We start from the raw sequence: 26,691 nt of genomic DNA, 5'->3' as shown, positions 1-26,691 counted from the left end.
CGTCATCTGGCGTTTTTCGCGGGGAAAATGTTTTTTTCCGTGTTTTGAAGAGCGCCCGCGCTATTGCCTGTGCGCGCAATCGCGTTTTCCATGTGCGGCATTCCCTTATGCGCACCGCAGTGGGCACCGCCAGCACGGCTGGCTGACCATGGCGCTGCGGCGCTGCTGATCCCGGTTGCGACAGGGCGTTGGCGGATGCAGCCTGTCGCGGCTGAAGCCGCTCCTGCAAGGCGCACGGGGACGTGCCTTGTGCACTGTAGGAGCGGCTTCAGCCGCGACGGGTGCTACGTGGAAGGCCCGTCGCGACTGAAGTCGCTCCCACAAAAAGCACAGACCGTTACTTGCTGCGTTCCAGCACCAGCAGCGGATCGATGCGTACGTCGAACCAATTCATTCCCCAATGCAGATGCGGCCCGGTGGCGCGGCCGGTGGCGCCGACCGCGCCGAGCACCTGGCCCTGGGCGATGCGGTCGCCGACCTTCACGTCGATCCGCGACAGGTGCAGGAAGTTGGAGCTGACCCCGTAGCCGTGGTCGAGCAGCACGGTGCCGCCGGTCAGATACAGGTCCGGCGCGGCGAAGGTGACCACGCCGGCCGCCGGCGCCTTGACCGGGGTTCCGGTGGGCACGGCGATGTCCATGCCGGAATGGCCGGCGCCGGCTTGCCCGTTGTACACGCGGGCATTGCCGAAGCGGCCGCTGATGCGGCCCTGCACCGGCCAGATGAAGGGTGCGGCGAAGTTGGTGCGGTCGTCGTCGCGGTCGCGTGCGGCGGTGACCTGCGCCTGTTCGTGCTTGATCCGCTCGGCGATCGCCGGCGGCGGGTTGACCGTCTTCGGCGGCACGCCGTTGACGCGTTCGAGCGGCCAGTCGCGCGGGGTCACCGCGATGTCGATGCGCTCGCTGCCGCCGTCGGCGCGCTGTACCAGGATCTGCAGTGGGCCGCGTTCGTCGCGGCCGATGCCGAACACCACGCTGCCGTAACCGCTGACCCGCAGCGTGCGCCCTGCGTATTGCACGCGGCTGCCGGGCGCCACCTTGCCGATCACCAGCGCGCCCTGCGAGGCGGTGGCGGGGAACACGCTGCGCGGGTCGGCGCTGGCGGCGGAGCCGGTCTGCGCCTGCAGCGACGGCATCGCCAGCGCCGACACCAGCAGGCCCAGCGCCAGCGCGATGCCCGGCACACGTGCGGCGTGCCGCATCAGCGGTCGAACGCCAGGCGCTGCCCGTTCGGGCTGCCGACCAAGCGGGTGCCGTCCCAGGCCAGTGCGCCGTTGACCCAGGTCGCGGCGATCTTGGAGCGGAACGTGCGGCCTTCGAACGGCGACCAGCCGCACTTGGACAGGATATCCTCGCGGCGCACGGTGAAGGCGGTGTCGTCGATCAGCACCAGGTCCGCATGGTAACCCTCGCGCAGGAAGCCGCGCTGCTGCACGTCGAACAGCAGCGCCGGCGCATGCGCGAACTTGTGCACCACCTGGGCCACGCTGAGCCGGCCTTCGTGCACCAGCTCCAGCGCCGCGACCAGCGCGTACTGCACCAGCGGCAGGCCCGACGGCGCCTGCGCATACGGCTTGCTCTTCTCTTCCCAGGTATGCGGCGCGTGGTCGGTGGCCAGCACGTCGATCACGTCCTCGGCCAGCGCGCGGATCAGCGCCTCGCGGTCGCTGGCGTCCTTGATCGCCGGGTTGCATTTGATCAGGTTGCCCAGCGCCGCGTAGTCGGCGCGGTCGAAGCGCAGGAAATGGATGCAGGTCTCGGCGGTGATGCGCTTGCCCTGGATCGGGCCGGGCGCGAACAGCGCCAGTTCGTCGGCGGTGGAGATGTGCAGCACGTGCAGGCGGGTGCCGTGCTTCTTCGCCAGCGATACCGCCAGCTGCGAGGATTTCAGGCAGGCTTCGCGCGAGCGGATGTCCGGATGCATCTGCGGGGTCAGCGCCTCGCCGTATTTTTCCTTGAACGCGGCCAGGGTCGCGTCGATGGTCGGGGTGTCTTCGCAATGGGTGATGATCGGGGTCGGCGCGTCGCGGAAGATGGCATCCAGCGTCTGCGGGTTGTCCACCAGCATGTTGCCGGTGGAGGCGCCCATGAACACCTTGATCCCGGGGGCGGTCTTCGGGTCCAGGGTCTGGATCGCGGCCAGGTTGTCGTTGCTGGCGCCCATGTAGAACCCGTAGTTGCCCCAGGCGCGGCCGCTGGCGGCGTCGTACTTGGCCTGCAGCGCGGTCGCGTCCAGGGTCGGCGGGTTGGTGTTGGGCATGTCCATGAAGCTGGTCAAGCCGCCGGCCACCGCGGCCGCCGACTCGCTGGCGATGTCGCCCTTGTGGGTCAGGCCGGGTTCGCGGAAGTGCACCTGGTCGTCGATCATGCCGGGCAGCAGCCAGCGCCCGGCGGCATCGACCACCGTCTCGCCGTCGCGGGCGGACAGCTGCGGGGCGATCGCGGCGATGCGGCCGTCGGCGATGCGCAGGTCGCCCTGGGTTTCGTGGCCTTCGTTGACCAGGCGGGCGTTGACGATGAGGGTGGAGGAGGGCATTCAGTGTTTTCCTGGGCAGCGGCAGGCCGGCGGCGCCGCGGGATCGGGCACCGGGTCGAACCCGCCGGGATGGAAGGGATGGCAGCGGCCGACGCGGCGGGCGGCCATCCAGCCCCCGCGCAGCGCGCCGTAGCGGGCGATGGCGGTGACCGCGTAGGCCGAGCAACTGGGCACGAAACGGCAGCGCTGTCCCAGCAGGGGGCTGATGAAGCGCTGGTACAGGTGCAGCAAGGCAATGAGAGCACGGGCGATCACCCGGCCATGATATGCCACTTGCGCAACGGGCCGCCGTTCACCGGCCTGCCGTTCATTAGCGTGTAGACGGCGTGGTTGCCGCTGGGGGTAGGGTAGGCTATAAAGGCCCGCTTTCCCGGGCCCCGGGGAAACCAAGGAAGAGCGATTCGTGGCTGCTAAAAAACCTGCAAAGAAGGCCGTCAAGGCCTCCAAGAAGCCCGTCCAGCCCGTTGCCAAGAAAGCGACGGCCTCCACTGCTGCCAAGCCGCTGAAGAAACCGGTGGCGAAGCCGGCGGCCAAGCCGGCGCCGGCGAAGAAGGCGCCCGCCAAGGCCGTGGCGAAGAAGCCGGTGGCCAAGCCGGTCGCTGCGCCCGCCAAGAAAGCCGCGGCCAAGCCGGCCGCCAAGTCAGCGGCCGCCGCCAAATCCAGCGCCTCGCCGGCCGCCAAGCCGGCCAAGCCCGTGGGCAAGCCGGCCGCGCCCGTCGCAAAGCCAAAGCAGGCTACCGCCCCGGTCGCCCCGGCGGTTGCCACATCCGTACCGAAGCCGGCTACCAAGCCGGCGCCGGCCAAGTCTGTCCCGGCCAAGGCCGCCACGCCCGCCGCTGCACCGGTTTCCAAGCCGGTCGCCGCCAAGCCCGCCGCGCCTTCGGCCCCGTCACATAAGAATCCCGTGTCCGTTTCGAAATCCTCCGCGAAAACCCCCACCAAATCCGAATCCACCCCCAAGCCGCCGGTCGCCAAACCCACCGGCAAGGTCGCCGTCGCGGTGACCGCCAAGTCGAATACCCCGGCCAAGCCGGCCAAGTTCAAGGTGGTCGAGTACAAGACCGACGAGGCCACCGGCCGTCCGATCCTGCCCAAGGGCTACAAGCCGGCGTCAGACGAGGAGTACATGAGCACGCTGCAGCAGGAGTATTTCCGCCAGCGCCTGCTCAACTGGCGCGCCGATCTGGTCGAGGAGTCCAAGCAGACCATCGAGAACCTGCGCGACGAAGTCCGCGACATCGGCGACGAAGCCGAGCGCGCCACCCGCGAGACCGAGAACTCGCTGGAACTGCGCACCCGCGACCGCTACCGCAAGCTGATCGGCAAGATCGACAGCACGCTCAAGCGCCTGGATGCCGGCGACTACGGCTATTGCGTCGATACCGGCGAAGAGATCGGCCTGGAGCGCCTAGAGGCGCGTCTGACCGCCGAGCGCACCATCGATGCGCAAGAGCGCTGGGAACACCTGCAGAAGCAGCAGGGCGACTGATTCGCCAACCCCCGCGTCTGCGTTCGCCCAAGGCCCCGCTCGCGCGGGGCCTTGCGTTTTCTGGCCGGTCGTGTCGATCCGGCCTGCCTGCCGCCAAGCATGCGATCCGCTGCCGCAGCGATGGGCGGGAGGCGAGCGACGCTGGCGCCTGCGCCACGCGCGGTCGCTGCGCCTGCTGCGTCCGCGATGGCGCGCGTGTCGGCCCGGCGACGCTGCCGATCGCGTGTCGGCGGCCCCGCCCCGCGGGGACGACGGCGACATTCAGCGGACGCCTTTGACCAGGTCGCTTTTCGCGTCCTTGCGCAGCTGCAGGCCGGGCGGGCGGAAGCTGTTCAGGCCCGCCTTGCTGGCGGCGATGTTCAGTCCGACGATTGAGACGGCGTGCGTGTTTCGACGCCGCAGCGCAAGGAAATCGCCGTCGCTGCAGCGCAGGCGGACGTGCGCAAGCGGCTCGGCGAGTCTTGCACGCAAATGCGCTGGACCTGCCTGCGGCGAGGCAGGCGCAAGCCGAAAAGGGCGAGCTTGCGCGGTCACGCATTTGCCGCGCACGTCGGACCGTGGCTGGGTTTAAACGTGCCTGTCATGCCGTCGCCGCAGACTGCGCGCGTGGCGGACGGCCACGCTGCTCTCGCCTGCCGATGCGCGTCAATCGCTTTTCCTGCCAGCCGCAGTGCGTGGCTGTCGTGGTCGTGCACGCTTCCGCAACGTGCTGGCTCCATGCTGCCGGCGGCGAGGGCGATACGCAAGCCATGCCGCTCCGGTCGCCGCAGCGGCAGCGCTGTCCGCGGCAGGCTGCGGATGTGGGCGCATGATGAGCCCTGCGCCGCTGTCCGCCGCGACGCCGCCGCCACGCGCACGCACATCCCGCGTCTGGCGCCACGCGCGCTGGCCGCTGCTGCTCTTGCTGGTGCTGCTGGCCGTGCTGGCGCTGGGGCCACGGGTCAGCCCGGCGCTGCCGCAGATCGCGTTGCCGGCGGTGCCGCAGGATCCGCTTGCGCTGCAGGCCTGGCTGGACGCGCGCGAACGGGCCACTGCTGGCCTGCGTGCGGACAATCAGGCGCGCATCGTCTGGGCCGATCCGGCGCATCCGGGACAGCGCGACTGCGCCATGGTCTATCTGCACGGCTTCACCGCCAGCCAGGGCGAGGGCGCGCCGACCCATCGGCGCCTGGCGAGCAGCTTCGGCTGCAATCTGTATCTGCCGCGGCTGCCTGGGCACGGACTGGTCGCCGCCGACGCCTTGCGCGGCATCGATGCGCCGCGTCTGCTCGGCGGCGCCGCCGAGGCATTGGCGGTGGCGCGGGTGCTGGGCCGGCGGGTGGTGGTGATCGGCAATTCGATGGGCGGCGCGCTGGCGCTGCAGACCGTGGCCGCGCACCCGCAACAGGTGCAGGCCCTGGTGCTGTGGTCGCCGCTGGTGCGCGAGCACGGCGAGCAGCTGCAGCCGATGCTGTGGCCGTGGGGTGCGCAGCTGCTGCTGTGGTCGCGCAACGGCGGCGATCCGGTCATGCGCTACCCGGTCGATAGTGGCTACTGGGCCGACGCCACCCATGTCGACGGCTACCGCGCGCTGGCCGCGCTGACCCGCGGCGGCATGCTGCCGGCGACCTATGCGCGGGTCCACGTGCCGGTGTTCCTCGGCTACTATTATCGCGACGCGCAGCATCAGGACGCGACCGTGTCGGTGGCGGCGATGCAGGCGATGTTCGCGCAACTGGGTACACCGCCGGCGCTGCGCCAGGCGGTGGATTTCGCCGATGCCGGCAACCATGTGCTGGCGTCGCCGATCCGCTCCAGGGCGGTGCCGGCGGTGTTCGCGGCGACCTGCCGGTTCCTGGCCGGCAAGGGCCGGCTGACCCAGCCGGCCAGCCGGCCCGATTGCGCAGCGGCGTGGGACGCCGACGCGCGCGAGGACGCCGCCACGCGCTGAGCGGCGCCGTCAGCGCGCTGTCACTCCAGTTCGCGCAGGTCCAGCTTGCGCAGCTTCGGCGCTTTCCAGGCGGTGGTCGCGACCACGCCCAGGGTCACGCCGCCGCCGATCACTACGGCCGGTACCAGGCCGACCAGCCGCGCCATCACCCCGTCGTAGAACGCGCCCAGCTCGTTCGACGAGCCGATGAAGATGCCGCTGATCGAGGATACGCGGCCGCGTATCGCATCCGGCGTGGCCAACTGCAAGATGGTCGAACGCACGATCACCGATACCCCGTCGCACATGCCGTAGACCAGCAGGATCGCCGCCGACAGCCAGAAATGCCGCGACAGGCCGAAGGCGATGGTGCACAGGCCGAAGCCAGTCACCGCCAGCAGCAGGATACGGCCGGCATTGCCCTGCAGCGGCCGCCGCGCCAGCCACAGCCCGACCAGCACCGAACCCAGCGCCGGCGCGCCGCGCAGGATGCCCAGGCCTTCTGGGCCGCCATGCAGGATGTCGTGGATGAAGGCCGGCAGCATCGACACCGCACCGCCGAGCAGCACCGAGAACATGTCCAGTGCCATCGCCCCGAGCATGATCTGGTTGGACAGCACGAACTGCGCGCCTTCGGCGATGCTGCGCAGGATCGGCGCACGCGCGCCGTCGTTGACTGGCTCGTTCACGCGCAGCAGCACCAGCGCCAGCATCGCCGCGCAGGCCACCGCCATCGCCACGCCGTAGGACAGGCCTTTGCCGCCCCAGCCGACCAGCACCCCGCCCAGCGCCGGCCCGATCACCATGCCGGTCTGGAACAGCACGCTGCCGATGCCGGCGCCGCGGGCATACGCCTCGCGCGGCAGCACGCGCGCGAACAGCGCGTTGTACACCGGGATCAGGAACGCCCGCGCCGCGCCGGTCAGCGCGATCGCCGCGTAGATCGGCCACACGCCATGCACCGGTAGCCAGCCGTGGGTGAGCGCGGTCAGCACCGTCGCCGTGGAGATCACGCCCAGGCTGGCGAGCATGCCCAGCCGGCGCCGCGGCAGCTGATCGACCAGGTAGCCAGCGAACGGCGCGATGCAGAAGAACGGCAGGATCTCGGCCAGCCCGATCAAGCCCAGCGAGAACGGATCGCGGGTGATCTCGTAGATGTGCCAGCCGACCGTGACCGCGACGATCTGGTAGGACAGCATCGTGCAGATGCGGTAGGCCAGCACCAGCGCGAAGCCGGGATGCGCCAGCAGCGTGCGCAGGCTCTGTGCGGGCGAGGGCAGCGGGGTGCTCATGCCTGCGCGCGCGCGCTGTCCTGGATGAAGCCCAGGATTGCGGCCAGGCCGTTGCTGCGGGTCGGCGACAGGTGCTTGCCCAGGCCGATCGCGGCGACGAAGTCCGGTGCGGTGGCCAGGATCTGCGCGGCGCTGCGCCCGGAGTAAACCCGCAGCGCCAGGTAGATCAGCCCGGAGACGATCGTCGAATCGCTGATCGCATGGAACACCAACCGCTGCGCATCGCCCGCGGCCACGATCCATACCATCGACTGGCAACCGTGCAGGCGGTGCTGTTCGGTCTTCCACTCCTCAGGGAACGCCGGCAGCTTGCGGCCCAGATCGATCAGGTACTGGTAACGCTCGGACCAATCGCCGAAGAAGCCGAATTCCTCGGCGATGGCGGCCTGGGCATCGGCGGGCGTGGGTTCCAGCGGGAAATCGGTATCGGTCATCGCAAATCCAGGATCAATCAGTGAAGCCCCTCTCCCCCCGGGAGAGGGGTTGGGGTGAGGGTACGTGCGCAGCCTTTCGGAAAATCGATGGCAGTTGCTTCGCCTGCAGACGTATTCGGCGCTGCCGTACCCTCATCCGCCCCTGCGGGGCACCTTCTCCCGAAAAGGGGGCCATGGTCCCGAGGGGAGAAGGAAAGGCTCAGCTGCGCTTCCAGCGTACGCCTTGCGCGGTGTCTTCCAGCACCACGCCTTCGGCGGCCAACTGCTGGCGGATCGCGTCGGCGCGGGCGAAGTCGCGCTGCTGCTTGGCGGCGCTGCGTTCGTCGATCAGCGCCTGGATGCGCGCGTCGTCGCCGTCGCCAACGCCGCGGTTGAACCAGGCTTCGGGCGTCTGCTGCAGCAGGCCCAGCGCCAGGCCGGCGCCGAGCAGGTCGGACTTGGCCTGCTGCAATTGCGCTTGCAGCTGTGCGTCGCGCGCTGCGTCGAGGCCGCCGGCCGGCGCGAGTAGCTGCCGCGCCACCGTCGCGATCCGTGCCACTTCGGCCAGCGCTTGCGGGGTGTTGAGGTCGTCTTCCAGCGCGGCCTCGATCGCCTGCGGAATCGAGGCGCTGGCTTGGATCGCGTCCAGCGCGCGCAACGTGCCGTACAGCCGGTCCAGGGTGTTCTTGCACTGCTCGATCAGCGCCTCGGACCAATCCAGTGGTTGCCGGTAGTGCGCGCTCAACAACGCATAGCGCAGTGCTTCCGGCGGATGCCGGGCGATCAGGTCGTGCACGGTCTCGATGTTGCCCAGCGACTTGCTCATCTTGGCGCCGCTGAAGTTGAGCATGCCGTTGTGCAACCAGAACCGGGCGAAGGTGGCGCCGCCGTGGGCGCACTCGCTCTGCGCGATCTCGTTCTCGTGATGCGGGAACTGCAGGTCCACGCCGCCGGCATGGATGTCGATGGTCGGCCCCAGGTGCGCGGCGGCCATCGCCGAGCATTCGATGTGCCAGCCGGGGCGTCCGCGGCCCCAAGGCGAATCCCAGCCCGGCAGGTGGTCGCTGGACGGCTTCCACAGTACGAAGTCGCCGGGGTCGCGCTTGTACGGCGCCACCTCGACGCGGGCGCCGGCCAGCATCTCCTCCGGATCGCGCCGCGACAGCTTGCCGTAACCGGCGAAGCTGGCCACCGCGAACAGCACGTGGCCTTCGGCGGCATAGGCGTGGCCGCTGCCTATCAGCCGCTCGATCATCGCCACGATCTGCGGGATATGCGCGGTGGCCTCCGGTTCCAGGTCCGGCGGGGTCACGCCCAACGCGGCCATGTCCTGCCGGTAGATGGCGGCGAAGCGGTCGGTGATGGTGGCGATCGGCACGCCCTGCGCCTGCGCGGCGGCGTTGATCTTGTCGTCCACGTCGGTGATGTTGCGCGCGTAGCGCAGCGCGCCGTAGCGGCGCCGCAGCAGTGCGGCCAGCACGTCGAACACCACCGGGCCGCGCGCGTTGCCGATGTGCGCGTAGTTGTAGACGGTGGGGCCGCATACGTACAGGGTGGGACCGGCGATCGGATCGAGCGGTTCGAAGGCGTCGACGCGGCGGGTCAGGTTGTTGTGCAGGCGCAGGCTCATCGGCATCGGGCGTGGGGAAGCCTTGCGATTCTACCGGCAGCGGCCCGGAGCGTCTCATGCGTAACCGGGCAGGCCGGGAGTGTGGCGCCGCAAGCCCCCCGGTGCAGGTCGCTGCGGCGTGGGCTTGCGTTCAGCCCGACGCAAGCTGCGATGCCTACACTGATTGGCCTGTCCTTCGAAGCTCGGTGCCGATGCGTCCGAACCTGTTGTTGCCGCTGGTCGGCCTGTTCGCATGCGTCGCCGTGCCGGCCTGGGCGCAGGACAACGAGGCGCGCAACCGCGTGGCGGTGATCGAGAACGTCAGGCTCGACTACGCGCAGGTATTGAACGTGGAGCCGGTGTACCAGACCCTGCGCGCCACCCGCACCGAACAACAATGCGACCCGGTGCAGACCCCGGCGCCATCGCCCGTCCCGGCGCAGCCGGAAGACGACAGCCGCTTGAACCGGTTGATGGATTCGGTGAAGGACATCTTCAGCCGCCGCCACGATGCGCCGGCACCGGTGGCCGTTGCGCCAGCGCCGTCGAGCGGACGCAATTGCCGCACCGTCGAGGTCGGTCGCGAGTTCCGGCGTCCGATCGCCTACGACGTGGACTACGTCTACAAGGGCACCAAGTACCGCTCGCGGCTGCCGGAGGACCCGGGCAACCGATTGCGCATCCGCGTGTCGGTGGCGCCGTACGTGCCCGACGCGGTCCTGGTGCCGCCGCGCTGAGCGTGCGCGCTTGCGCCTGCGTCGTGCGCGTGCGAGGATGCGCGCCGATGAAAGCGAACCTTCCTCAGCACGATCTCAGCGCCTCGGGCATGACATCGCGCGCGCGCCGACCGGAATCCCACATCCTGGCTGGGTAACCGGAGCGCTGTGCCGTTCGTTCTGAAAACCCAGCCCTAGGCTGGGTTTTTTCGTTTTCATCCTGCGGAAAGGTTTCACCCGTAAAGAACTACCGAGCAACTCCTGCGCGTCCCGCGCACGCCACCGTCGCGGTGGCCCCACGCAGCAAAGGATGGACCGATGTCTCTGAAGCACTTCTTGAACACCCAGGACTGGAGCCGGGCCGAACTGGATGCGCTGTTGACCCAGGCGGCGCTGTTCAAGCGCAACAAACTGGGCAGCGAGCTGAAGGGCAAGTCGATCGCGCTGGTGTTCTTCAACCCGTCGATGCGCACCCGTACCAGCTTCGAGCTGGGCGCGTTCCAGCTGGGCGGGCATGCGGTGGTGCTGCAGCCGGGCAAGGACGCCTGGCCGATCGAGTTCGACCTGGGTACGGTGATGGACGGCGACACCGAGGAGCACATCGCCGAGGTGGCGCGGGTGCTCGGCCGCTACGTCGATCTGATCGGGGTGCGCGCGTTCCCGAAGTTTGTGGACTGGTCCAAGGACCGCGAAGACCTGGTGCTGAAGAGCTTCGCCAGGTACTCGCCGGTGCCGGTGATCAACATGGAGACCATTACCCACCCTTGCCAGGAGCTGGCGCACGCGCTGGCGCTGCAGGAGCATTTCGGCAGCCAGGACCTGCGCGGCAAGAAGTACGTGCTGACCTGGACCTACCATCCCAAGCCGCTGAACACCGCGGTGGCCAATTCGGCGCTGACCATCGCCACCCGCTTGGGCATGGACGTGACCCTGCTGTGCCCGACCCCGGATTATGTGCTGGACCAACGCTACATGGACTGGGCCGCGCAGAACGTGGCCGAGAGCGGCGGCTCGCTGCAGGTCAGCCACGACATCGACAGCGCCTATGCCGGTGCCGACGTGGTGTATGCCAAGAGCTGGGGCGCGCTGCCGTTCTTCGGCAACTGGGGCCCGGAGACGCCGATCCGCGACCAGTACCGGCACTTCATCGTCGACGAGCGCAAGATGGCGCTGACCAACAACGGCGTGTTCTCGCACTGCCTGCCGCTGCGCCGTAACGTCAAGGCTACCGACGCGGTGATGGATTCGCCCAACTGCATCGCCATCGACGAGGCCGAGAACCGGCTGCACGTGCAGAAGGCGGTGATGGCGGCGTTGGTCGGCCAGCGCCGGGACCAGGGACCGGGGACCGGGGACCGGTAGACAGCAGATTTTTCCGCCTTTCCTTCAACAACCGATATTCCTCACAGGAGTTCTTTCATGTCTCAATCCGACGCTTCCGCCGGTCCCCGGTCCCCGGTCACCGGTCCCGGCAGCAAGGACATCGTCCTGGCCTTCTCCGGCGGCCTGGACACCAGCTTCTGCATTCCCTATCTGCAGGCCAAGGGCTACGCCGTGCACACGGTGTTCGCCGATACCGGCGGGGTGGACGACGAGGAGCGCGATTTCATCGAGAAGCGCGCCGCCGAGCTGGGCGCGGCCAGCCACGTCACCGTCGATGGCGGCCCGGCGATCTGGAGCGGTTTCGTCAAGCCGTTCGTGTGGGCCGGCGAGGGCTACCAGGGCCAGTATCCGTTGCTGGTGTCCGACCGCTACCTGATCGTCGATGCCGCGCTCAAGCGCGCCGACGCGCTGGGCACCCGGGTCATCGCGCACGGCTGCACCGGCATGGGCAACGACCAGGTGCGCTTCGACCTGGCGGTGAAGGCGCTGGGCGATTACGAGATCGTCGCCCCGATCCGCGAGATCCAGAAGGAGCACACCCAGACCCGCGCCTACGAGCAGAAGTATCTGGAAGAACGCGGCTTCGGCGTGCGTGCCAAGCAGAAGGCCTACACGATCAACGAGAACCTGCTCGGCGTGACCATGTCCGGCGGCGAGATCGATCGCTGGGAAGCGCCGGGCGAGGGCACCCGCGGCTGGTGCGCGCCGCGCAGCGCGTGGCCGATCGAGCCGCTGACGGTGACCCTGAAGTTCGAGCACGGCGAAGCGGTGGCTGTGGACGGCAAGCCGCTGGAAGGCGCCAAGCTGCTGGCTAAGCTCAACAAGCTGTTCGCCCCGTACGGCGTGGGCCGCGGCATGTACACCGGCGACACCGTGATCGGGCTGAAGGGCCGCATCGTGTTCGAGGCACCGGGCCTGATCGCGCTGCTGGCCGCGCACCGCGCGCTGGAAGACGCGGTGCTGACCAAGCAGCAGAACCGCTTCAAGCCGGAGGTGGCGCGCAAGTGGGTGGAGCTGGTCTACGAAGGCTTCTACCACGATCCGTTGAAGACCGACCTGGAGGCGTTCCTGGATTCCTCGCAGGCCAAGGTCAACGGCGAAGTGACGCTGGAAACCCGCGGCGGCCGCGTCGATGCGGTGGCGGTGAAGTCGCCGCACCTGCTCAACGCCAAGGGCGCGACCTACGCGCAGTCGGCGGACTGGGGCGTGGCCGAGGCGGAAGGCTTCATCAAGCTGTTCGGGATGAGCTCCACGCTGTACGCCCAGGTCAATCGCTGAGGATAAAGCCCCTCTCCCCCCGGGAGAGCGGTTGGGGGTGAGGGTACGGGCGCAGCATCGCAACGTTTCGACCTGCGAGCTTCCCCGCACCTTCCCCGCTCATGCGAGATTCGATTCACCAGGCGTCGCCCGTACCCTCATCCGCCCCTTCGGGGCACCTTCTCCCGAAGGGAGAAGAAACTCTGCACCTCTGCCAGGCCGTTGCCGCAACCGACATGACCGATCTGCTCGAACCCACCCTCGCGCATCTGCACCAGCTGGTGTCCTTCGATACCCGCAATCCGCCGCGTGCGATCGGCACCGGCGGCATCTTCGATTACCTGCGTGCCCAGTTGCCCGGGTTCCAGGTCGAGGTGATCGACCACGGCGCCGGCGCGGTCAGCCTGTACGCGGTGCGCGGCACGCCCCAGTACCTGTTCAACGTGCACCTGGACACGGTGCCGGATTCGCCGCACTGGAGCGCCGACCCGCATGTCATGCGCCGCACCGAGGAACGGGTGATCGGCCTGGGCGTGTGCGACATCAAGGGCGCGGCCGCGGCGCTGCTGGCGGCGGCCAATGCCGGCGACGGCGACGCCGCGTTCCTGTTCTCCAGCGACGAGGAAGCCAACGATCCGCGCTGCATCGCCGCGTTCCTGCAACGCCGTATTCCCTACGAGGCGGTGTTGGTGGCCGAGCCGACGATGAGCGAGGCGGTGCTGGCGCATCGCGGCATCAGTTCGGTGCTGATGCGCTTCGCCGGCCGCGCCGGGCATGCGTCGGGCAAGCAGGATCCCTCGGCCAGCGCGCTGCACCAGGCGCTGCGCTGGGGCGGCAAGGCCCTGGACCATGTCGAGTCGTTGGCGCATGCGCGCTTCGGCGGCCTGACCGGGCTGCGCTTCAACATCGGCCGGGTCGAGGGCGGGATCAAGGCCAACATGATCGCGCCGGCCGCGGAGCTGCGGTTCGGCTTCCGTCCACTGCCGTCGATGGACGTGGACGCGCTGCTGGCGAGCTTCGCCGGCTTCGCCGATCCGGCCGCGGCGCACTTCGAGGAGACCTTCCGCGGGCCGAGCCTGCCTTCCGGCGACATCGCGCATGCCGAGGACAAGCGCCTGGCCGCGCGCGACGTCGCCGATGCGCTGCACCTGCCGATCGGCAATGCGGTGGACTTCTGGACCGAGGCCTCGCTGTTCTCGGCCGGCGGCTACACCGCGCTGGTGTACGGCCCGGGCGACATCGCCCAGGCGCACACCGCCGACGAGTTCGTGACGCTGCAGCAGTTGCAGCGCTATGCGAGCTCGGTGGACCGCATCATCAACGGCGTGCGCTGAGCACGCGCCGCCGGGGCTACGGCCCTTCCATCCCGGATCACGGAACCGCCATCACCGCCATGCACGCCAACAAGCAAACCCGCCAGACCATCGTCCGCCTGCTCTCGAGCATGGCCAGCGCCAAGGAGATCAGCCAGTATCTCAAGCGCTTTTCGCAGCTGGACGCCAAGCGCTTCGCCGTGGTCAAGGTCGGCGGCGCGGTGCTGCGCGACGACCTGGAGGCGCTGACCTCCTCGCTGTCGTTCCTGCAGGAAGTCGGCTTGACCCCGATCGTGCTGCACGGCGCCGGCCCGCAGCTGGACGCGGAGCTGTCCGCCGCCGGCATCGAGAAGCAGACCGTCAACGGCCTGCGGGTGACCTCGCCGGAAGCGCTGGCGATCGTGCGCAAGGTGTTCCAGTCCTCCAACCTCAAGCTGGTGGAAGCGCTGCAGCAGAACGGCGCGCGCGCCACCTCGATCACCGGCGGCGTGTTCGAGGCGCAGTATCTGGACCGCGACACCTACGGCCTGGTCGGCGAGGTCAAGGCGGTGAACCTGGCGCCGATCGAGGCCAGCCTGCAGGCCGGCTCGATCCCGGTGATCACCAGCCTGGGCGAAACCCCGAGCGGGCAGATCCTCAACATCAACGCCGATTTCGCCGCCAACGAACTGGTGCAGGAACTGCAGCCGTACAAGATCATCTTCCTCACCGGCACCGGCGGGCTGCTCGACGCGGACGGCAAGGTGATCGATTCGATCAACTTGTCCACCGAATACGCGCACCTGATGCAGCAACCGTGGATCAACGGCGGCATGCGGGTCAAGATCGAGCAGATCAAGGATCTGCTGGACCGCCTGCCGCTGGAATCGTCAGTGTCGATCACGCGCCCGGCCGATCTGGCCAAGGAACTGTTCACCCACAAGGGCTCGGGCACGCTGGTGCGGCGCGGCGAGAAGGTGCTGCGCGCCACGGCGTGGCGCGAGCTGGACACGCAGCGGCTGAAGTCGCTGATCCAATCCAGCTTCGGCCGCACCCTGGTGCCGGAGTATTTCGACAAGACCCGGCTGCTGCGCGCCTACGTCAGCGAAAACTACCGCGCCGCGGTGATCCTGACCCACGAGGACGGCTACACCTACCTGGACAAGTTCGCGGTGCTCGACGACGCGCAGGGCGAAGGCCTGGGCCGCGCGGTGTGGAACGTGATGCGCGAGGAGACCCCGCAGCTGTTCTGGCGCTCGCGCCACAACAACCAGGTCAACATCTTCTACTACGCCGAATCCGACGGCTGCTTCAAGCAGGAGAAGTGGAAGGTGTTCTGGTACGGGCTGGAGAACTTCGAGCAGATCCAGCACTGCGTGGCGCATTGCGCCACGCGCACGCCGACCTTGCTGGGCTGAGCGCGATGCGTCTGGACCTGTTGCCTGCGCTGTGGCGCGACGTGCCGACCCTGCAGGGCCGGCACGCCTCGCTGGAGCCGTTGCGGCATGCGCATGCCGAGGCCTTGCGCGCGGCGCTGCACGGCAGCGGCCTGGAGCGGCTGTGGTACACCAGCGTGCCGGCCGCGGATCAGGTCGATGGCTACGTGGCTGCGGCGCTGGACGCGCAGGCGCAGGGCCGGGTGCTGCCGTTCGTGGTGCGCGACGCGGCCGGCGCGGTCGTCGGCAGCACCCGCTGCTACGGCCTGGACGCCGAGGTGCCGACGCTGCTGATCGGCTACACCTGGTATGCGCCGCGCGTGCAGCGCAGCGGGGTCAATACCGAAGTCAAGCGCATGCTGCTGCAGTACGCGTTCGAAACCTTGCGCTGCATCAGCGTCGGCTTCGAAACCAGCTGGTTCAACCACGCCTCGCGCGCCGCCATCGCCCGCCTCGGCGCCAAGCAGGACGGCGTGCTGCGCAACCACAAACGCCACGCCGACGGCACCCCGCGCGACACCGTGGTGTTCTCCATCATCGATACGGAATGGGCCGGGGTGAAACGCCACTTGCAGTTCCGCCTGGACTCGCATACATGACTTCGAACACCTACAGCGTCGGTATCGTCGGCGCGCGCGGCCATACCGGCGCCGAACTGATCAAGCTGGTCGCCGCGCATCCGCGGCTGCAGCTGGCCTTCGTGTCCTCGCGCGAGCTGGCCGGCCAGCGCGTGGCCGAGCACAGCGCAGATTACCGCGGCGAATTGCGCTACGAAAATCTGGACGCCGATGCGGTCGCGGCCAAGCGTGCCGATGCGGTGGTGCTGGCGCTGCCCAACGGCAAGGCCGCGCCCTACGTGGCGTCGCTGGAGGCGGCGGCTGCCGAGACCATCGTCGTCGATCTGTCGGCCGATTACCGCTTCGATCCCAGTTGGTACTACGGCCTGCCTGAACTGACCCGCCGCCGCTACGCCGGGCAGAAGCGGATCAGCAATCCCGGTTGCTACGCCACCGCGATGCAGCTGGCGATCGCACCGCTGCTCGACCAACTGGCAGGGCCGCCGCAGTGCTTCGGCGTGTCCGGCTATTCCGGCGCCGGCACCACGCCGTCGGACAAGAACAACCCCGAGCTGCTGCGCGACAACCTGATGCCGTATGCGCTGACCGACCACATGCACGAGCGCGAAGTGTCCGCGCAACTGGGCGTGCCGGTGGAGTTCATGCCGCACGTGGCTTCGCACTTCCGCGGCATCAGCATGACCGTGAACCTATGGCTGCAACAACCGCTGACGCTGGACGCGATCCAGCGCCGCTACCGCGAGCGCTACGCCGGCGAGCCGCTGATCGAGGTGCTTGACGCCGCGCCGTGGGTCAGCCGCATCGCCGGCAAGCATGGCGTGCAGATCGGCGGCTTCACCCTGGCGCCGGGCAACAAGCGCCTGGTGGTCGTGGCGACCCTGGACAACCTGCTCAAGGGTGCGGCGACGCAGGCGATGCAGAATCTGAATCTGGCGCTGGGCTTGGACGAGCTGAGCGCGATCCCGCTGTGATGATCGGGACCGGTCCCCGGTCCCCAAAGGACCCCGCATGACCAATCTCCTCTGGCAAAAACCCGGCGTCGCCGTCGATGCCAAGATCCAGGCGTTCCTGGCCGGCGACGACGTGATCCTGGACCGCGAATTCTTCCTGCACGACATCGCCGCCAGCGGCGCGCATGCCGAAGGCCTGCAGCGCATCGGCATCCTCTCGGCCGACGAACTGGCCGGGCTGCAGCGCGAGCTGGCGATCCTGGCCGAGGATTTCCGCAGCGGCGCATTCGTGCTCGACGCGCGCTTCGAGGACGGCCACTCGGCGATCGAGGCGCGCCTGACCGAGCGCCTGGGCGACGCTGGCCGCAAGATCCATACCGGGCGCAGCCGCAACGACCAGATCCTGGTCGCCACCCGCCTGTGGCTGAAGGAACGGCTGGCGCAACTGGCGCAGCTGAGCCGCGAGATCGCCAAGGTCGCGCTGGACCGCGCGCAGGCCGAGCAGGCGCTGCCGCTGCCGGGCTACACCCATATCCAGCGTGCCGTAGTGTCTTCGGCCGGGATGTGGTGGGCCGGCTGGGCCGAGGCCTTCATCGACGATGCGCTCCGCGCCCACGACACACTGCGCCTGATCGACGCCAATCCGCTCGGCACCGCCGCCGGCTACGGCGTCAACCTCAAGCTCGACCGCGAGCACACCACCGCCGCGCTCGGCTTCGCGCGCATGCAGGTCTCACCGATCTACGCGCAGCTGTCGCGCGGCAAGTTCGAGATGGCCGCGCTGGAAGCGCTGGGCAGCGCCACCTTGGACCTGCGCCGGCTGGCCTGGGACCTGTCGCTGTTCACCAGCGGCGAGTTCGGCTTCGTCGCCTTGCCGGCGCAGTACACCACCGGCAGTTCGATCATGCCCAACAAGCGCAACCCGGACGTGATCGAACTGATGCGCGCCACCCACGCCAGCGTGGCCGCGGCGCGCACCGAGATCGAGCAGCTGCTGTCGCTGCCGTCCGGCTACCATCGCGACCTGCAGAGCAGCAAGGGCGCGATCTTCCACGGCTTCGGCCGCGGCCTGGCCGCGCTGGAACTGCTGCCGGCGCTGCTGGCCAACCTGGAGTGGCGCGAGGACAGGCTGCGTGCGGCGATCGACTCGGGCATGTACGCCACCGATGTGGCGGTCGAGGCGGCGCTGGCCGGCGTGCCGTTCCGCGAGGCCTACCAGGCCGCCGCCGCGTCGGCGGACAGCGCAGGGCAGGGGCGCACGCCGGAAGGCAGTCTGGCTGCGCGGGTCTCGCCCGGCGCCGCCGCCGATCTGCGTCTGGCGCAATTGCAATCGCGCTGGGACGCGCTGGCCGGCTGAGGCCGGCGCGGCGCAGGCCGTACGCTGCCACACTGGGTTACGGGTTGCCTTTTCACCGCAAGGAGAATGCATGAACCGATCGTCCGCTTTGCCGCAGCTGGCCAAGCGCCATGGCTGGGCCGTGCTGGCGGCATCGCTGCTGGCGCTGTCCCTGCCGGCGCATGCGGCAGCGGCAGCCGGTGACGCGCTGAAAGTCGCGGTATACCGGGGCAAGGCCGGTTGCCGCGGTTGTTCGGAAATGGTGGTGAAAGCGTTGCAGGGAAGCGGCCTGAAGCTCGAACTCGCCTATGTCGGCGAGCGCGAGCCGCTGAAGGTGAACGCCCGCACGCTGAGCGGATTCGACCTGTACATCCAGCCCGGCGGCGGGCAGGACATCGCTGCCGCCTATGCCGCCATCGGCGACGATGGTGCCGACGCGATCGGCGCGTTCGTGCGTAGCGGCAAAGGCTTCCTCGGCTTGTGCATGGGCGCGTATCTGGCCGACCGCGACTGGATCGGCCTGGTGGACGTGGCGCTGCAATCGGAGGTCGCGCGCCCAGGCTCGGGCATCGACGACGAAGGCGACCATACGATCGAGGTGCGCTGGGACGGGACATTGCAACGCTTCTACTATCAGGACGGTCCGTATTTCACCGGCAAGGCCGCGTCGGGCTACGCACCGATCGCCCACTACCGCAACGGCGACGTGGCCATGGCCCGCTACGGCTATGGCGCCGGCACGGTGGTGCTGACCGGTCCCCATCCCGAAGCCGACGCCAGCTGGATGGACGAGGATGGCGGCGACGCTGCGGCGCAGGACAAAATGCGGCGCCTGCTGCGCTACTTCGCGGCAACGCGCGCCGCTGTAGCGCGCTAGTGTGCGGATCGGACGGCGGCAGGCGATGCCGGAATGGCGGGCCGCCGCGCTGGCCGTGTGCTGACATGATCGATCAAGGAGCAACAGGATGACGATGTACCTGGTGATGGCGATGCGCAAGCCGGACGTTCCGCCGTCGGTGGTCCAGCCGCACCGCGATTTTCTCGCCGCATTGCGCGCGCGCGGGCTGCTGGAACTGGCCGGCGGTTTCGGCGACGGCAGCGGCGGCGCCTACCTGCTGAAGAACGTCGCCAGCCTGGAACAGGCGCAGGCGATCGTCGCCGAGGATCCGCTGGCGATCGAGGGCGCATCTGAACTGAGCGTGCATGCATGGAACGCGCAATGAGCCGGGCGTGGCCGCGATGCGCGTGGTGACCGCTGCCGCTTCGGCGTTCGTCGAGCAGGCGCTGCCGCCATGGCGGCGCGCGGTGCTCAAGGTCGGCAGCAGTCTGCTCGCCGCCGATGGCGGTGGCGGGCTGTCGCCGCGCTACGCGCTGGGGCTGGCGCAGTTCGTCTCGGCCAACCTGGCGGCCGGGCGCGAACTGGTGATCGTGTCCTCCGGCGCGGTCGCCGCCGGCCGCGCGATCCTGCCGCGGGCCGCCGAGGCCGGCGCGGCGATCGCCGCGCGGCAGGCGTTGGCCGCGCTCGGCCAGGCGCAGCTGATCGCACTGTGGCAACGCTTCTTCGAGCGCCCGGTGGCGCAGGTGCTGCTGACCCACGACGACCTGCGCAACCGCCGCCGCTACCTCAACGCGCGTGCCACCCTGGGCGAACTGTTGCGGTTGGGTGCGCTGCCGGTGGTCAACGAGAACGACACCGTGTCGGTGGACGAACTCAAGCTCGGCGACAACGATAATCTCGCCGCGATCGTCGCCGCGCTGGTCGATGCCGACGCCTTGTTCATCGCCACCGACATCGACGGCCTGTATACCGCCGATCCGCGCAGCGACCCGCGCGCGCAGCCGCTGGACGACGTCCCCGAGCTGACCGCAGCGGTGCTGGCGATGGCCGGCGGCAGCGGCAGCAGCGTCGGCACCGGCGGCATGCGTACCAAGCTGGAGGCCGCGGCCAAGGCCGGCGCCGCCGGCATCGAAACCTACCTGTTCAACGGCCGCAGCGCCGAGGTGGTGCGCGGCCTGGCCCAGGACCGCCTGCGCGGCACCCGTATCCATCCGGCGCGCACCCGCCTCGCCGCGCGCAAGTACTGGCTGCGCCAGGTGCCGGTGGAACCTGGCGCGATCCTGGTCGATGCCGGCGCCGCCGCCGCGCTGGCCGACAAGGGCGCCTCGCTGCTGCCCGGCGGCGTGGTCGGTGCCGAAGGCGACTTCCGCCGCGGCGACATGGTCGAAGTGCGCCTGCGCGACGCCGCGGGCGATCGCTGCCTGGCGCGCGGCGTCAGCCAGTACTCGGCCGCCGACGTGCGCCGCATCGCCCGCCGCCACTCGCGCGACATCGAAGCGATCCTGGGGTATAGCTATGGGGAGAATGTGATTCACCGCGACGATCTGGTGGTGGTGCAGGAGCCGGGACCGGGGACCGGGGACCGGGGACCCTGAACAGGCGCATAGCGGCGCCGAGACCCCATCACACGGCATATCCTTCAGGATCACGAAACGCCGTCCAGCGGGCTTTTCTACGCTGACACGGCACCCCCTGCCGCATGCGGCTTTTCCGGGTCCCCGGTCCCGGGTCCCGACCAACACTGGAACCATCAATGAGCACGATCCGAACCCAGGCCCTGCAATGCCGCGATGCCGCGCAGGCGCTGGCGCAATTGTCTTCCGCGGCCAAGCAGGCCTTGCTGGAGGCGATGGCGGCGGCGCTGGAGGCGGATGCGGAAGCGATCCTCGCCGCCAATGCGCGCGACCTTGAAGCGGCGCGGGCCAGGAATGTCGGCAACGCCATGCTCGACCGGCTGGCGCTGGACGGCGAGCGCCTGGCCGGCGTCGCCGCGGCGTTGCGCGAGGTCGCGGCGCTGCCCGATCCGGTCGGCCAGGTCACCCGCGACGACGTGCGCCCGAACGGCATCCGCGTGCAGAAGGTGCGGGTGCCGCTGGGCGTGATCGCGATGATCTACGAGGCGCGGCCGAACGTCACCGCCGATGCCGCGGCGCTGTGCATCAAGGCCGGCAACGGGGTGATCCTGCGCGGCGGCTCCGAAGCGATTCATTCCAACACTGCCATCGCCACCGCGTTGCGGCGCGCGTTGCGCGAGGCCGGGATTGGCGAGGACGCCTTGACCCTGGTCGAAGACCTGCGCCGCGAGACCATGCTGGAACTGCTGCAGCTCAACGACATCGTCGACCTGGCGATCCCGCGCGGCGGCGAGGGCCTGATCCGCTTCGTCGCCGAACACGCGCGGGTGCCGGTGATCAAGCACTACAAGGGCGTATGCCACCTGTTCGTGGACGCCTCGGCGGACCTGGCGCTGGCGGTGAAGCTGCTGGTGGACGGCAAGACCACGCGCCCGGCCGCGTGCAACGCGCTGGAGACGCTGCTGGTGCACGCCGATATCGCCGCGCGCTTCCTGCCGCTGGCGGCGCAGGCGCTGCAGCAGCGCGGTGTGGCCCTGCGCGGCGACGACGCCAGCCGCAAGCTGCTGCCGGACATCGACGCGGCCAGCGATGCCGATTACGCGGCCGAATACCTCGACCTGATCCTGGCGATCCGGGTGGTGCCGGACCTGGACGCGGCGATCGCGCACATCCGCCATTACGGCTCGGACCACACCGAAGTCATCGCCACTGCCGATGCGGCCAACGCCGAGGCATTCGTGCAGGCCATGCGTGCGGCGGTGGTGATGGTCAACGCCTCCTCGCGCTTCTCCGACGGCGGCGAACTCGGCCTGGGCGCGGAGATCGGCATCTCCACCACGCGCCTGCACGCCTACGGCCCGATGGGCCTGGAAGCGCTGACCGTGGAGCGCTTCGTGGTGCGCGGCGAGGGGCAGGTGCGGCATTGACGCATCCGTTGCAGACGGGGAATGCGCGTTGTTGTAGGAGCAACGGCGGCGACGAGCGAAGTGGTGAAGTGCCCGAACGGGCATGCAGTCGGGACTGAAGTCCCTCCCGCAAAAGACCTCGTGGCGCGATTACGCTGCGCAAGCCCTTGTGGGAGCGACTTCAGTCGCGACGAGCGCAGTGGCGTGCCTTCCGGCTTCGGAAGTTGTCGCGGCTGAAGCTCCCTACACGTTTCACAACACACGCAATCGTCTGCTCTGCGCCAACTCCACTGCGCGCCGTTGCCGCCGCTCAGCGTCCCATTGCCGCCCGCTTGCTCGTCACCGTTGTCACCGCCGCGCTGGCCGCTGCCGCCCAGGCGCAGACCGCGCCGATGACCCCCGACATCACCGGCAAGGCCTTCGTCGCGCCGACCGCGGCCAACGACTACGTCAAGCGCGAGGTGATGATCCCGATGCGCGACGGGGTCAAGCTGCACACGGTGATCGTGCTGCCCAAGGGCGCGCAGCATGCGCCGATGCTGCTGACGCGCGCGCCCTACGACGCCAGCGGCCGCGCCAGCCGGCTGGCTTCGCCGCATATGCGCGACCTGTTGCCGCAGGGCGACGAGGTATTCGTCGACGGCGGCTACATCCGCGTGTTCCAGGACATCCGCGGCAAGTACGGTTCGCAGGGCGACTACGTGATGACCTGGCCGCTGCGCGGGTCGCTCAACGGCAGCAAGGTCGACCACGCCACCGACGCCTGGGACACCATCGACTGGCTGGTCAAGAACGTGCACGAGTCCAATGGCAAGGTCGGCATGCTCGGCTCCTCCTACGAAGGCTTCACCGTGGTCATGGTGCTGACCGACCCGCACCCTGCGCTAAAGGTGGCCGCGCCGTAAAGCCCGATGATCGACGGCTGGATGGGCGACGACTGGCTCAACGACGGCGCCTTCCGCCAGGTCAGCTTCGACTACTTCACCAGCCAGCTGAGCAAGCGCGGCAAGGGCAGCGGCATCCCGCGCCACGGCCACGACGACTACAGCAATTTCCTGCGCGCCGGTTCGGCCGGCGACTACGCCAAGGCCGCCGGCCTGGAGCAGCTGCCGTGGTGGCACAAGCTCACCGAGCACCCGGCCTACGACGCGTTCTGGCAGGGCCAGGCGCTGGACAAGGTGATGGCGCGCACGCCGCTGAAGGTGCCGATGATGTGGTTGCAGGGCCTGTGGGACCAGGAGGACATGTGGGGCCCGATCCACAGCTACCAGGCGATGGCGCCGCGCGACACCGGCAACGACAGAAACTATCTGGTGATGGGGCCGTGGCGGCACAGCCAGGTCAACTACGACGGCTCGGCGCTGGGCGCGCTGAAGTTCGACGGCGACACCGCGCTGCAGTTCCGCCGCGACGTGCTCAAGCCGTTCTTCGACCAGTACCTGGTCGATGGCGCGGCCAAGGCCGACACGCCGCCGGTGTTCATCTACAACACCGGCGAGAACCACTTGGATCGCCTGCAGGCCTGGCCGCGCAGCTGCGCGCAGGGCTGCGCGGCGCGCAGCAAGCCGCTGTACCTGGGCGCCGGCGGCACGCTGTCGTTCGACGCGCCGACGGCCGGGCAGGGCGACTACGAGGAATACGCGTCCGACCCGGCCAAGCCGGTGCCGTTCGCGCCGCGCCCGGTCACGTTCGGCGACCGCGACATGTGGACCACCTGGCTGGTGCACGACCAGCGGTTCGTCGATGGCCGCCCGGACATGCTGAGCTTCGTCAGCGCACCGCTGGATGCGCCGCTGCGCATCGCCGGCGTGCCCGAGGTACACCTGCGGGCTTCCACCAGCGGTAGCGACAGCGACTGGGTGGTGAAACTGATCGACGTGTATCCGGACGAAATGGCCTCCGATCCGAAACTGGGCGGCTACGAACTGGCGGTATCGTTGGCGATCTTCCGCGGTCGCTACCGCGAGAGCTTCGAAACGCCCAAGCCGATCGCGCCGAACCAGCCGCTGGCGTACAGCTTCGGCCTGCCCACCGCCAACCACACCTTCCAGTGCGGCCACCGGGTGATGGTGCAGGCCCACTCCAGCCTGTTTCCGCTGTACGACCGCAACCCGCACACCTACGTGCCCAACATCTACTTCGCCAAGCCGGGCGACTACCAGCAGGCCACGCAGCGCATCTGGCACACGCCGCAGCAGGCGAGCTACATCGGTCTGCCGTTGCGCTGAGCGGGCGGGCGCCAGGCGCACGGCCGTCGATGGCGGCGCCGGCGCGGCAGTCTGGCGGCCGCACTGCACGCGGCCGCCAGACCGGCGTGGCGGCGGCCGCTCGCTTGGCCGGCATGCCGTGGCACACCGCGCAGGGTCACCGGTGGCGAACCGCCGGTGACCGTCGCAGCGCGCTCGCTGCCGTCTCGGGCAGGGCTACACTGGCGGTATCGGCGCTGCGTTCGGTGCCGGAGGCGCCTGCGATGCCTGCGATGCCTGCGATGCCGGCGGTGGCGGCAACGGCACATGCAGATCCTGATACGGAATGCGCTCATCCAAGGGCGGCTCGCCATAGCCGAGTTTGCGCACCACGCTCGGAACCGATTCGAACATCGCGTTCATGCCATCGACGATGACTGTGCCGAGTCGGTGCAGGAAATTACGCTGCTGGCCGAGCTTCTCGTGTAACTCTTCTGGGCTGATCGTGCGTTCTCCGGCATCCATCTGTTGGCTGGCACGCATGAGAATGGCCTGCGCGACACGTGCGTGCTTGGTATCGTGGGAATCGAAGACCTTGGGGATGTTGACGCGGCTGCTCAGCGCAAGCGCGTTGAGCGCGATTGCCTCGATCGGATTGAAGACGGTGCTGCGGAAGATGCGCAAGACCCGTTCCGACAGCAGGCCGGTCGCCTTGTCGCTGGCGATCAACGGGATCAGGCCGACCATCGCGGCCACGCCCATGGATTTCACCGCAGTGCTTTCGCCTGGCCCGATCTCAAGCGCATGCTTGGTCATCTGCTCGACCGTTTGCCGCGCCGAGGCTGCGTCGGCAGGCGCCGCGAGCACGCCCGCTCTCATGCTCTGGAACAGGCCCGCGCGCATGTTTTCCTCGTTTTCCTTCACTTCGGGCGGAATCCCCGAGGCTGCGCCGAAGATGGCCGCTTCGGTCGTCAGCACGTTGGCGGCAAGGTCCGCCGGCCGTGACTTGAAGCCGGCGTATTGCAACAGGTTGTTGGGAAAGGAAAGTACCGAGGAAATCGCGCCGGCCGTGGTGGCCTTGCGCAGCAAAGCGCTCAGCGGTTCCCTCTCGCCTTTCATGCGCTGCATGATGGACAGCACGCACATCGTGTCCAATGTCTCGATCAGCATGGGCGGTACCGAATCGATGCCTGCCAATTGCAGCGCATGCTTGCTCGGCGAATAGTGCGCTCCGAAGAAGGTGTCCTTCAGTGCCTGCGCCGCTTTCAATTCCCAAAGCGAGCCGAGTCCGCTGCTCGCGGCAAGGCTGCCCAACAGGCCGATTGGAATCGTCTCTTTCTTGGTGGCGGCGTGCAGCAGCGACTGCGCGCCCAGGCGCACCAGCAGATCGCGGTCGCAGCGGACGCGTTGCTTGACGTTCATCTCCAGAAATTCGTCGTTGCAGCGGATGGTGGGGGCATGCAAGGCCAGGAACTGTGCTGCAGTCAAATCTTGGCCGTGGCGGTGGATCTTTGCATTTTCCCCAAATGCGCTTGCGCCTTTTTCGATGGCTTTTTGCAACACGGCAATATGAATGTCGCCCTTGACATCATCGTAAACGCGCGCGCCCGAAGGATCTGAAGCGGAAAGCAGATTCGCTTGCTCGACCATGAAGGCTTTTTTGAATGCTTCAAGCGCTTCCTCAAGTTCAGGGTGAGCGCATATTTCCAATTTCGTGGGGGCATCGGGATTGCTTGCGATCCGCGCTTGCAGCGGCTCGTTGGCTTGCGCGAACGACAGCAATGCATGGATGACCGGATCGTCGGAAACCAGACTTCGATTCTCCAAACGCACCGCGCCGGCATGCAAGGTTTTGCCCGCAACCGCATCAGCGGATACTGACTGCAGCGATTGCTGTGCTTCGGCCGGGGCGGCGCTGCCGCTGGCCGTATTCGCCGAGGTCATGGCGTTCGCTGCTTGCTGGCCCTGCAAGTCGCGACGCGGCGGCCTGCCTAGCGCTGCGACGTGCACGTCATTACCGACGTTGCCCTGTTCCGGGTCGTGCTGCGATGCGTTTACGTCGATGGGCGCATTCTGCGCCTGTATGATCAGCGGAGTGGTGTGTGATGAGGTTATCGATGGAGATGCATGCATGATTTTTTAGTATCCATAGAAAGTATTTGAAGCGTCTGGATAAACGCGACGCGCAGCTTAGTAGTCAGCCTGGAACGCAATGGCGCGATTCCGAAGCGGTGCTGCCCTATGCGAATTCGGCGCCGGATTTGTCTGCGAAGCGAACCGGCGCGTGCAATGGCCCAATGGAGCCATTCACGTTGATGATCGGCGCGCAGCGTCGCGCGTTCCTCGCCGATCGCGCATGCGCGCGGTCGGTTGCATCGCCGCGCGTCGGTTCGCGCGTTCTGCCGGCACATCGGGTCGTTGCCGCAAACGGCATGCTCGCGCGGCCGCAGCCTGCCGCAGCGCGCTGACCAAGGAGGTGCGTGCGGCGCGCG

At 68.5% G+C, this 26,691-nt stretch carries 23 protein-coding genes and 1 pseudogene; 16 read left to right on the top strand and 8 right to left on the bottom strand.

Translation table 11 applies throughout. From position 1 onward, the window contains the following. Window positions 1-337: 337 nt before the first annotated feature. Genes E4A48_RS09970 through yidD form a run of 3 tightly spaced genes read right to left on the bottom strand, consistent with a single transcriptional unit; the run spans window position 338 to window position 2,808 of the window. Window positions 338-1,201 carry a M23 family metallopeptidase gene (locus E4A48_RS09970; protein WP_142742346.1) on the bottom strand — a complete coding sequence of 288 codons (864 nt, stop codon included), beginning with the start codon at window positions 1,199-1,201 and terminating at the stop codon, window positions 338-340. Further along, on the bottom strand, window positions 1,201-2,535 hold the full coding sequence (locus tag E4A48_RS09965; RefSeq protein ID WP_142742345.1) for a dihydroorotase: 1,335 nt from the start codon (window positions 2,533-2,535) through the stop codon (window positions 1,201-1,203). Before E4A48_RS09965 ends, E4A48_RS09970 begins: the two co-directional genes overlap by 1 nt. Beyond that, window positions 2,536-2,808 (bottom strand): membrane protein insertion efficiency factor YidD, encoded by a 273-nt coding sequence (gene yidD / locus E4A48_RS09960; RefSeq protein ID WP_074375764.1) that lies wholly within the window; start codon window positions 2,806-2,808, stop codon window positions 2,536-2,538. Between the two features lie 130 nt (window positions 2,809-2,938). Between yidD and dksA the strand changes: the two genes are divergently transcribed. Continuing rightward, the gene (dksA, locus tag E4A48_RS09955; RefSeq protein WP_142742344.1) at window positions 2,939-4,024 is read left to right on the top strand and encodes an RNA polymerase-binding protein DksA; all 1,086 of its coding nucleotides are present in this window, start codon (window positions 2,939-2,941) and stop codon (window positions 4,022-4,024) included. A 261-nt stretch (window positions 4,025-4,285) separates the two neighbouring features. Here the strand turns inward: dksA and E4A48_RS21040 are convergent, their stop codons facing one another. Beyond that, window positions 4,286-4,558 carry a hypothetical protein gene (locus tag E4A48_RS21040; RefSeq protein WP_230812631.1) on the bottom strand — a complete coding sequence of 91 codons (273 nt, stop codon included), beginning with the start codon at window positions 4,556-4,558 and terminating at the stop codon, window positions 4,286-4,288. Window positions 4,559-4,835: 277 nt separating this feature from the next. Between E4A48_RS21040 and E4A48_RS09945 the strand changes: the two genes are divergently transcribed. Then, on the top strand, window positions 4,836-5,954 hold the full coding sequence (locus tag E4A48_RS09945) for an alpha/beta hydrolase (protein ID WP_052235033.1): 1,119 nt from the start codon (window positions 4,836-4,838) through the stop codon (window positions 5,952-5,954). Between the two features lie 20 nt (window positions 5,955-5,974). Here the strand turns inward: E4A48_RS09945 and E4A48_RS09940 are convergent, their stop codons facing one another. The 3 genes from E4A48_RS09940 to cysS all read right to left on the bottom strand — a co-directional run bounded on the left by E4A48_RS09940 (window position 5,975) and on the right by cysS (window position 9,268). Next, window positions 5,975-7,225: an MFS transporter gene (locus E4A48_RS09940; RefSeq protein WP_142742343.1), complete on the bottom strand. Its 1,251-nt coding sequence runs from the start codon at window positions 7,223-7,225 to the stop codon at window positions 5,975-5,977. Next, window positions 7,222-7,659 (bottom strand): SufE family protein, encoded by a 438-nt coding sequence (locus E4A48_RS09935; RefSeq protein WP_039006649.1) that lies wholly within the window; start codon window positions 7,657-7,659, stop codon window positions 7,222-7,224. The genes E4A48_RS09940 and E4A48_RS09935 overlap by 4 nt, the downstream gene beginning before the upstream one ends. 199 nt (window positions 7,660-7,858) lie before the next feature. Then, window positions 7,859-9,268 (bottom strand): cysteine--tRNA ligase, encoded by a 1,410-nt coding sequence (gene cysS / locus E4A48_RS09930; protein WP_058196524.1) that lies wholly within the window; start codon window positions 9,266-9,268, stop codon window positions 7,859-7,861. A 191-nt stretch (window positions 9,269-9,459) separates the two neighbouring features. On the opposite strand from cysS, the gene E4A48_RS09925 reads away from it, so the two are divergent. From E4A48_RS09925 to E4A48_RS09865, 13 genes and pseudogenes are all read left to right on the top strand, one after another. Beyond that, the gene (locus E4A48_RS09925; RefSeq protein ID WP_039006645.1) at window positions 9,460-9,984 is read left to right on the top strand and encodes a hypothetical protein; all 525 of its coding nucleotides are present in this window, start codon (window positions 9,460-9,462) and stop codon (window positions 9,982-9,984) included. Window positions 9,985-10,281: 297 nt separating this feature from the next. After that, the gene (locus tag E4A48_RS09920) at window positions 10,282-11,325 is read left to right on the top strand and encodes an N-acetylornithine carbamoyltransferase (protein WP_039006642.1); all 1,044 of its coding nucleotides are present in this window, start codon (window positions 10,282-10,284) and stop codon (window positions 11,323-11,325) included. A gap of 57 nt (window positions 11,326-11,382) precedes the next feature. Then, complete coding sequence (locus E4A48_RS09915) at window positions 11,383-12,624, top strand: argininosuccinate synthase (RefSeq protein ID WP_039006640.1); 1,242 nt, start codon at window positions 11,383-11,385, stop codon at window positions 12,622-12,624. A gap of 215 nt (window positions 12,625-12,839) precedes the next feature. Next, a complete protein-coding gene (locus E4A48_RS09910; protein WP_058196526.1) occupies window positions 12,840-13,937 on the top strand; it encodes an acetylornithine deacetylase in 1,098 nt (365 codons plus the stop codon). 59 nt (window positions 13,938-13,996) lie between these two features. Further along, window positions 13,997-15,313, top strand: coding sequence for an acetylglutamate kinase (locus E4A48_RS09905; RefSeq protein ID WP_142742341.1), 1,317 nt, complete (start codon window positions 13,997-13,999; stop codon window positions 15,311-15,313). 5 nt (window positions 15,314-15,318) lie between these two features. Next, a complete protein-coding gene (locus tag E4A48_RS09900; RefSeq protein WP_039009125.1) occupies window positions 15,319-15,930 on the top strand; it encodes a GNAT family N-acetyltransferase in 612 nt (203 codons plus the stop codon). Beyond that, window positions 15,927-16,880, top strand: coding sequence for an N-acetyl-gamma-glutamyl-phosphate reductase (gene argC / locus E4A48_RS09895; protein ID WP_039006635.1), 954 nt, complete (start codon window positions 15,927-15,929; stop codon window positions 16,878-16,880). The genes E4A48_RS09900 and argC overlap by 4 nt, the downstream gene beginning before the upstream one ends. Window positions 16,881-16,917: 37 nt before the next feature. Then, entirely contained in the window at window positions 16,918-18,216 is a 1,299-nt protein-coding gene (gene argH, locus E4A48_RS09890; RefSeq protein ID WP_039006632.1) for an argininosuccinate lyase, read from the top strand. Window positions 18,217-18,286: 70 nt separating this feature from the next. Further along, window positions 18,287-19,072, top strand: a complete 786-nt coding sequence (locus E4A48_RS09885; RefSeq protein WP_058196528.1) for a hypothetical protein — start codon at window positions 18,287-18,289, stop codon at window positions 19,070-19,072. Window positions 19,073-19,160: 88 nt separating this feature from the next. Further along, the gene (locus E4A48_RS09880) at window positions 19,161-19,418 is read left to right on the top strand and encodes a YciI family protein (RefSeq protein ID WP_142742340.1); all 258 of its coding nucleotides are present in this window, start codon (window positions 19,161-19,163) and stop codon (window positions 19,416-19,418) included. Between the two features lie 16 nt (window positions 19,419-19,434). Continuing rightward, on the top strand, window positions 19,435-20,628 hold the full coding sequence (gene proB / locus E4A48_RS09875; protein ID WP_039006625.1) for a glutamate 5-kinase: 1,194 nt from the start codon (window positions 19,435-19,437) through the stop codon (window positions 20,626-20,628). A gap of 158 nt (window positions 20,629-20,786) precedes the next feature. After that, window positions 20,787-22,034: a glutamate-5-semialdehyde dehydrogenase gene (locus E4A48_RS09870; protein WP_039006623.1), complete on the top strand. Its 1,248-nt coding sequence runs from the start codon at window positions 20,787-20,789 to the stop codon at window positions 22,032-22,034. A gap of 371 nt (window positions 22,035-22,405) precedes the next feature. Then, a pseudogene (locus tag E4A48_RS09865) lies at window positions 22,406-24,241 on the top strand (CocE/NonD family hydrolase). A gap of 195 nt (window positions 24,242-24,436) precedes the next feature. Here the strand turns inward: E4A48_RS09865 and xopB are convergent. Then, on the bottom strand, window positions 24,437-26,332 hold the full coding sequence (gene xopB, locus E4A48_RS09860; protein ID WP_003474094.1) for a XopB/HopD1 family type III secretion system effector: 1,896 nt from the start codon (window positions 26,330-26,332) through the stop codon (window positions 24,437-24,439). Between the two features lie 26 nt (window positions 26,333-26,358). Here xopB and E4A48_RS09855 point away from each other — a divergent pair, with 26 nt between their 5' ends. Further along, complete coding sequence (locus E4A48_RS09855; RefSeq protein WP_141696384.1) at window positions 26,359-26,667, top strand: hypothetical protein; 309 nt, start codon at window positions 26,359-26,361, stop codon at window positions 26,665-26,667. Window positions 26,668-26,691: the final 24 nt, after the last annotated feature.

This window comes from Xanthomonas translucens pv. cerealis, from assembly GCF_006838285.1.
Classification (GTDB): domain Bacteria; phylum Pseudomonadota; class Gammaproteobacteria; order Xanthomonadales; family Xanthomonadaceae; genus Xanthomonas_A; species Xanthomonas_A cerealis.
Note: the sequence above shows the minus strand (reverse complement) of the source record. Positions and strands in the feature narration are given on the sequence as shown.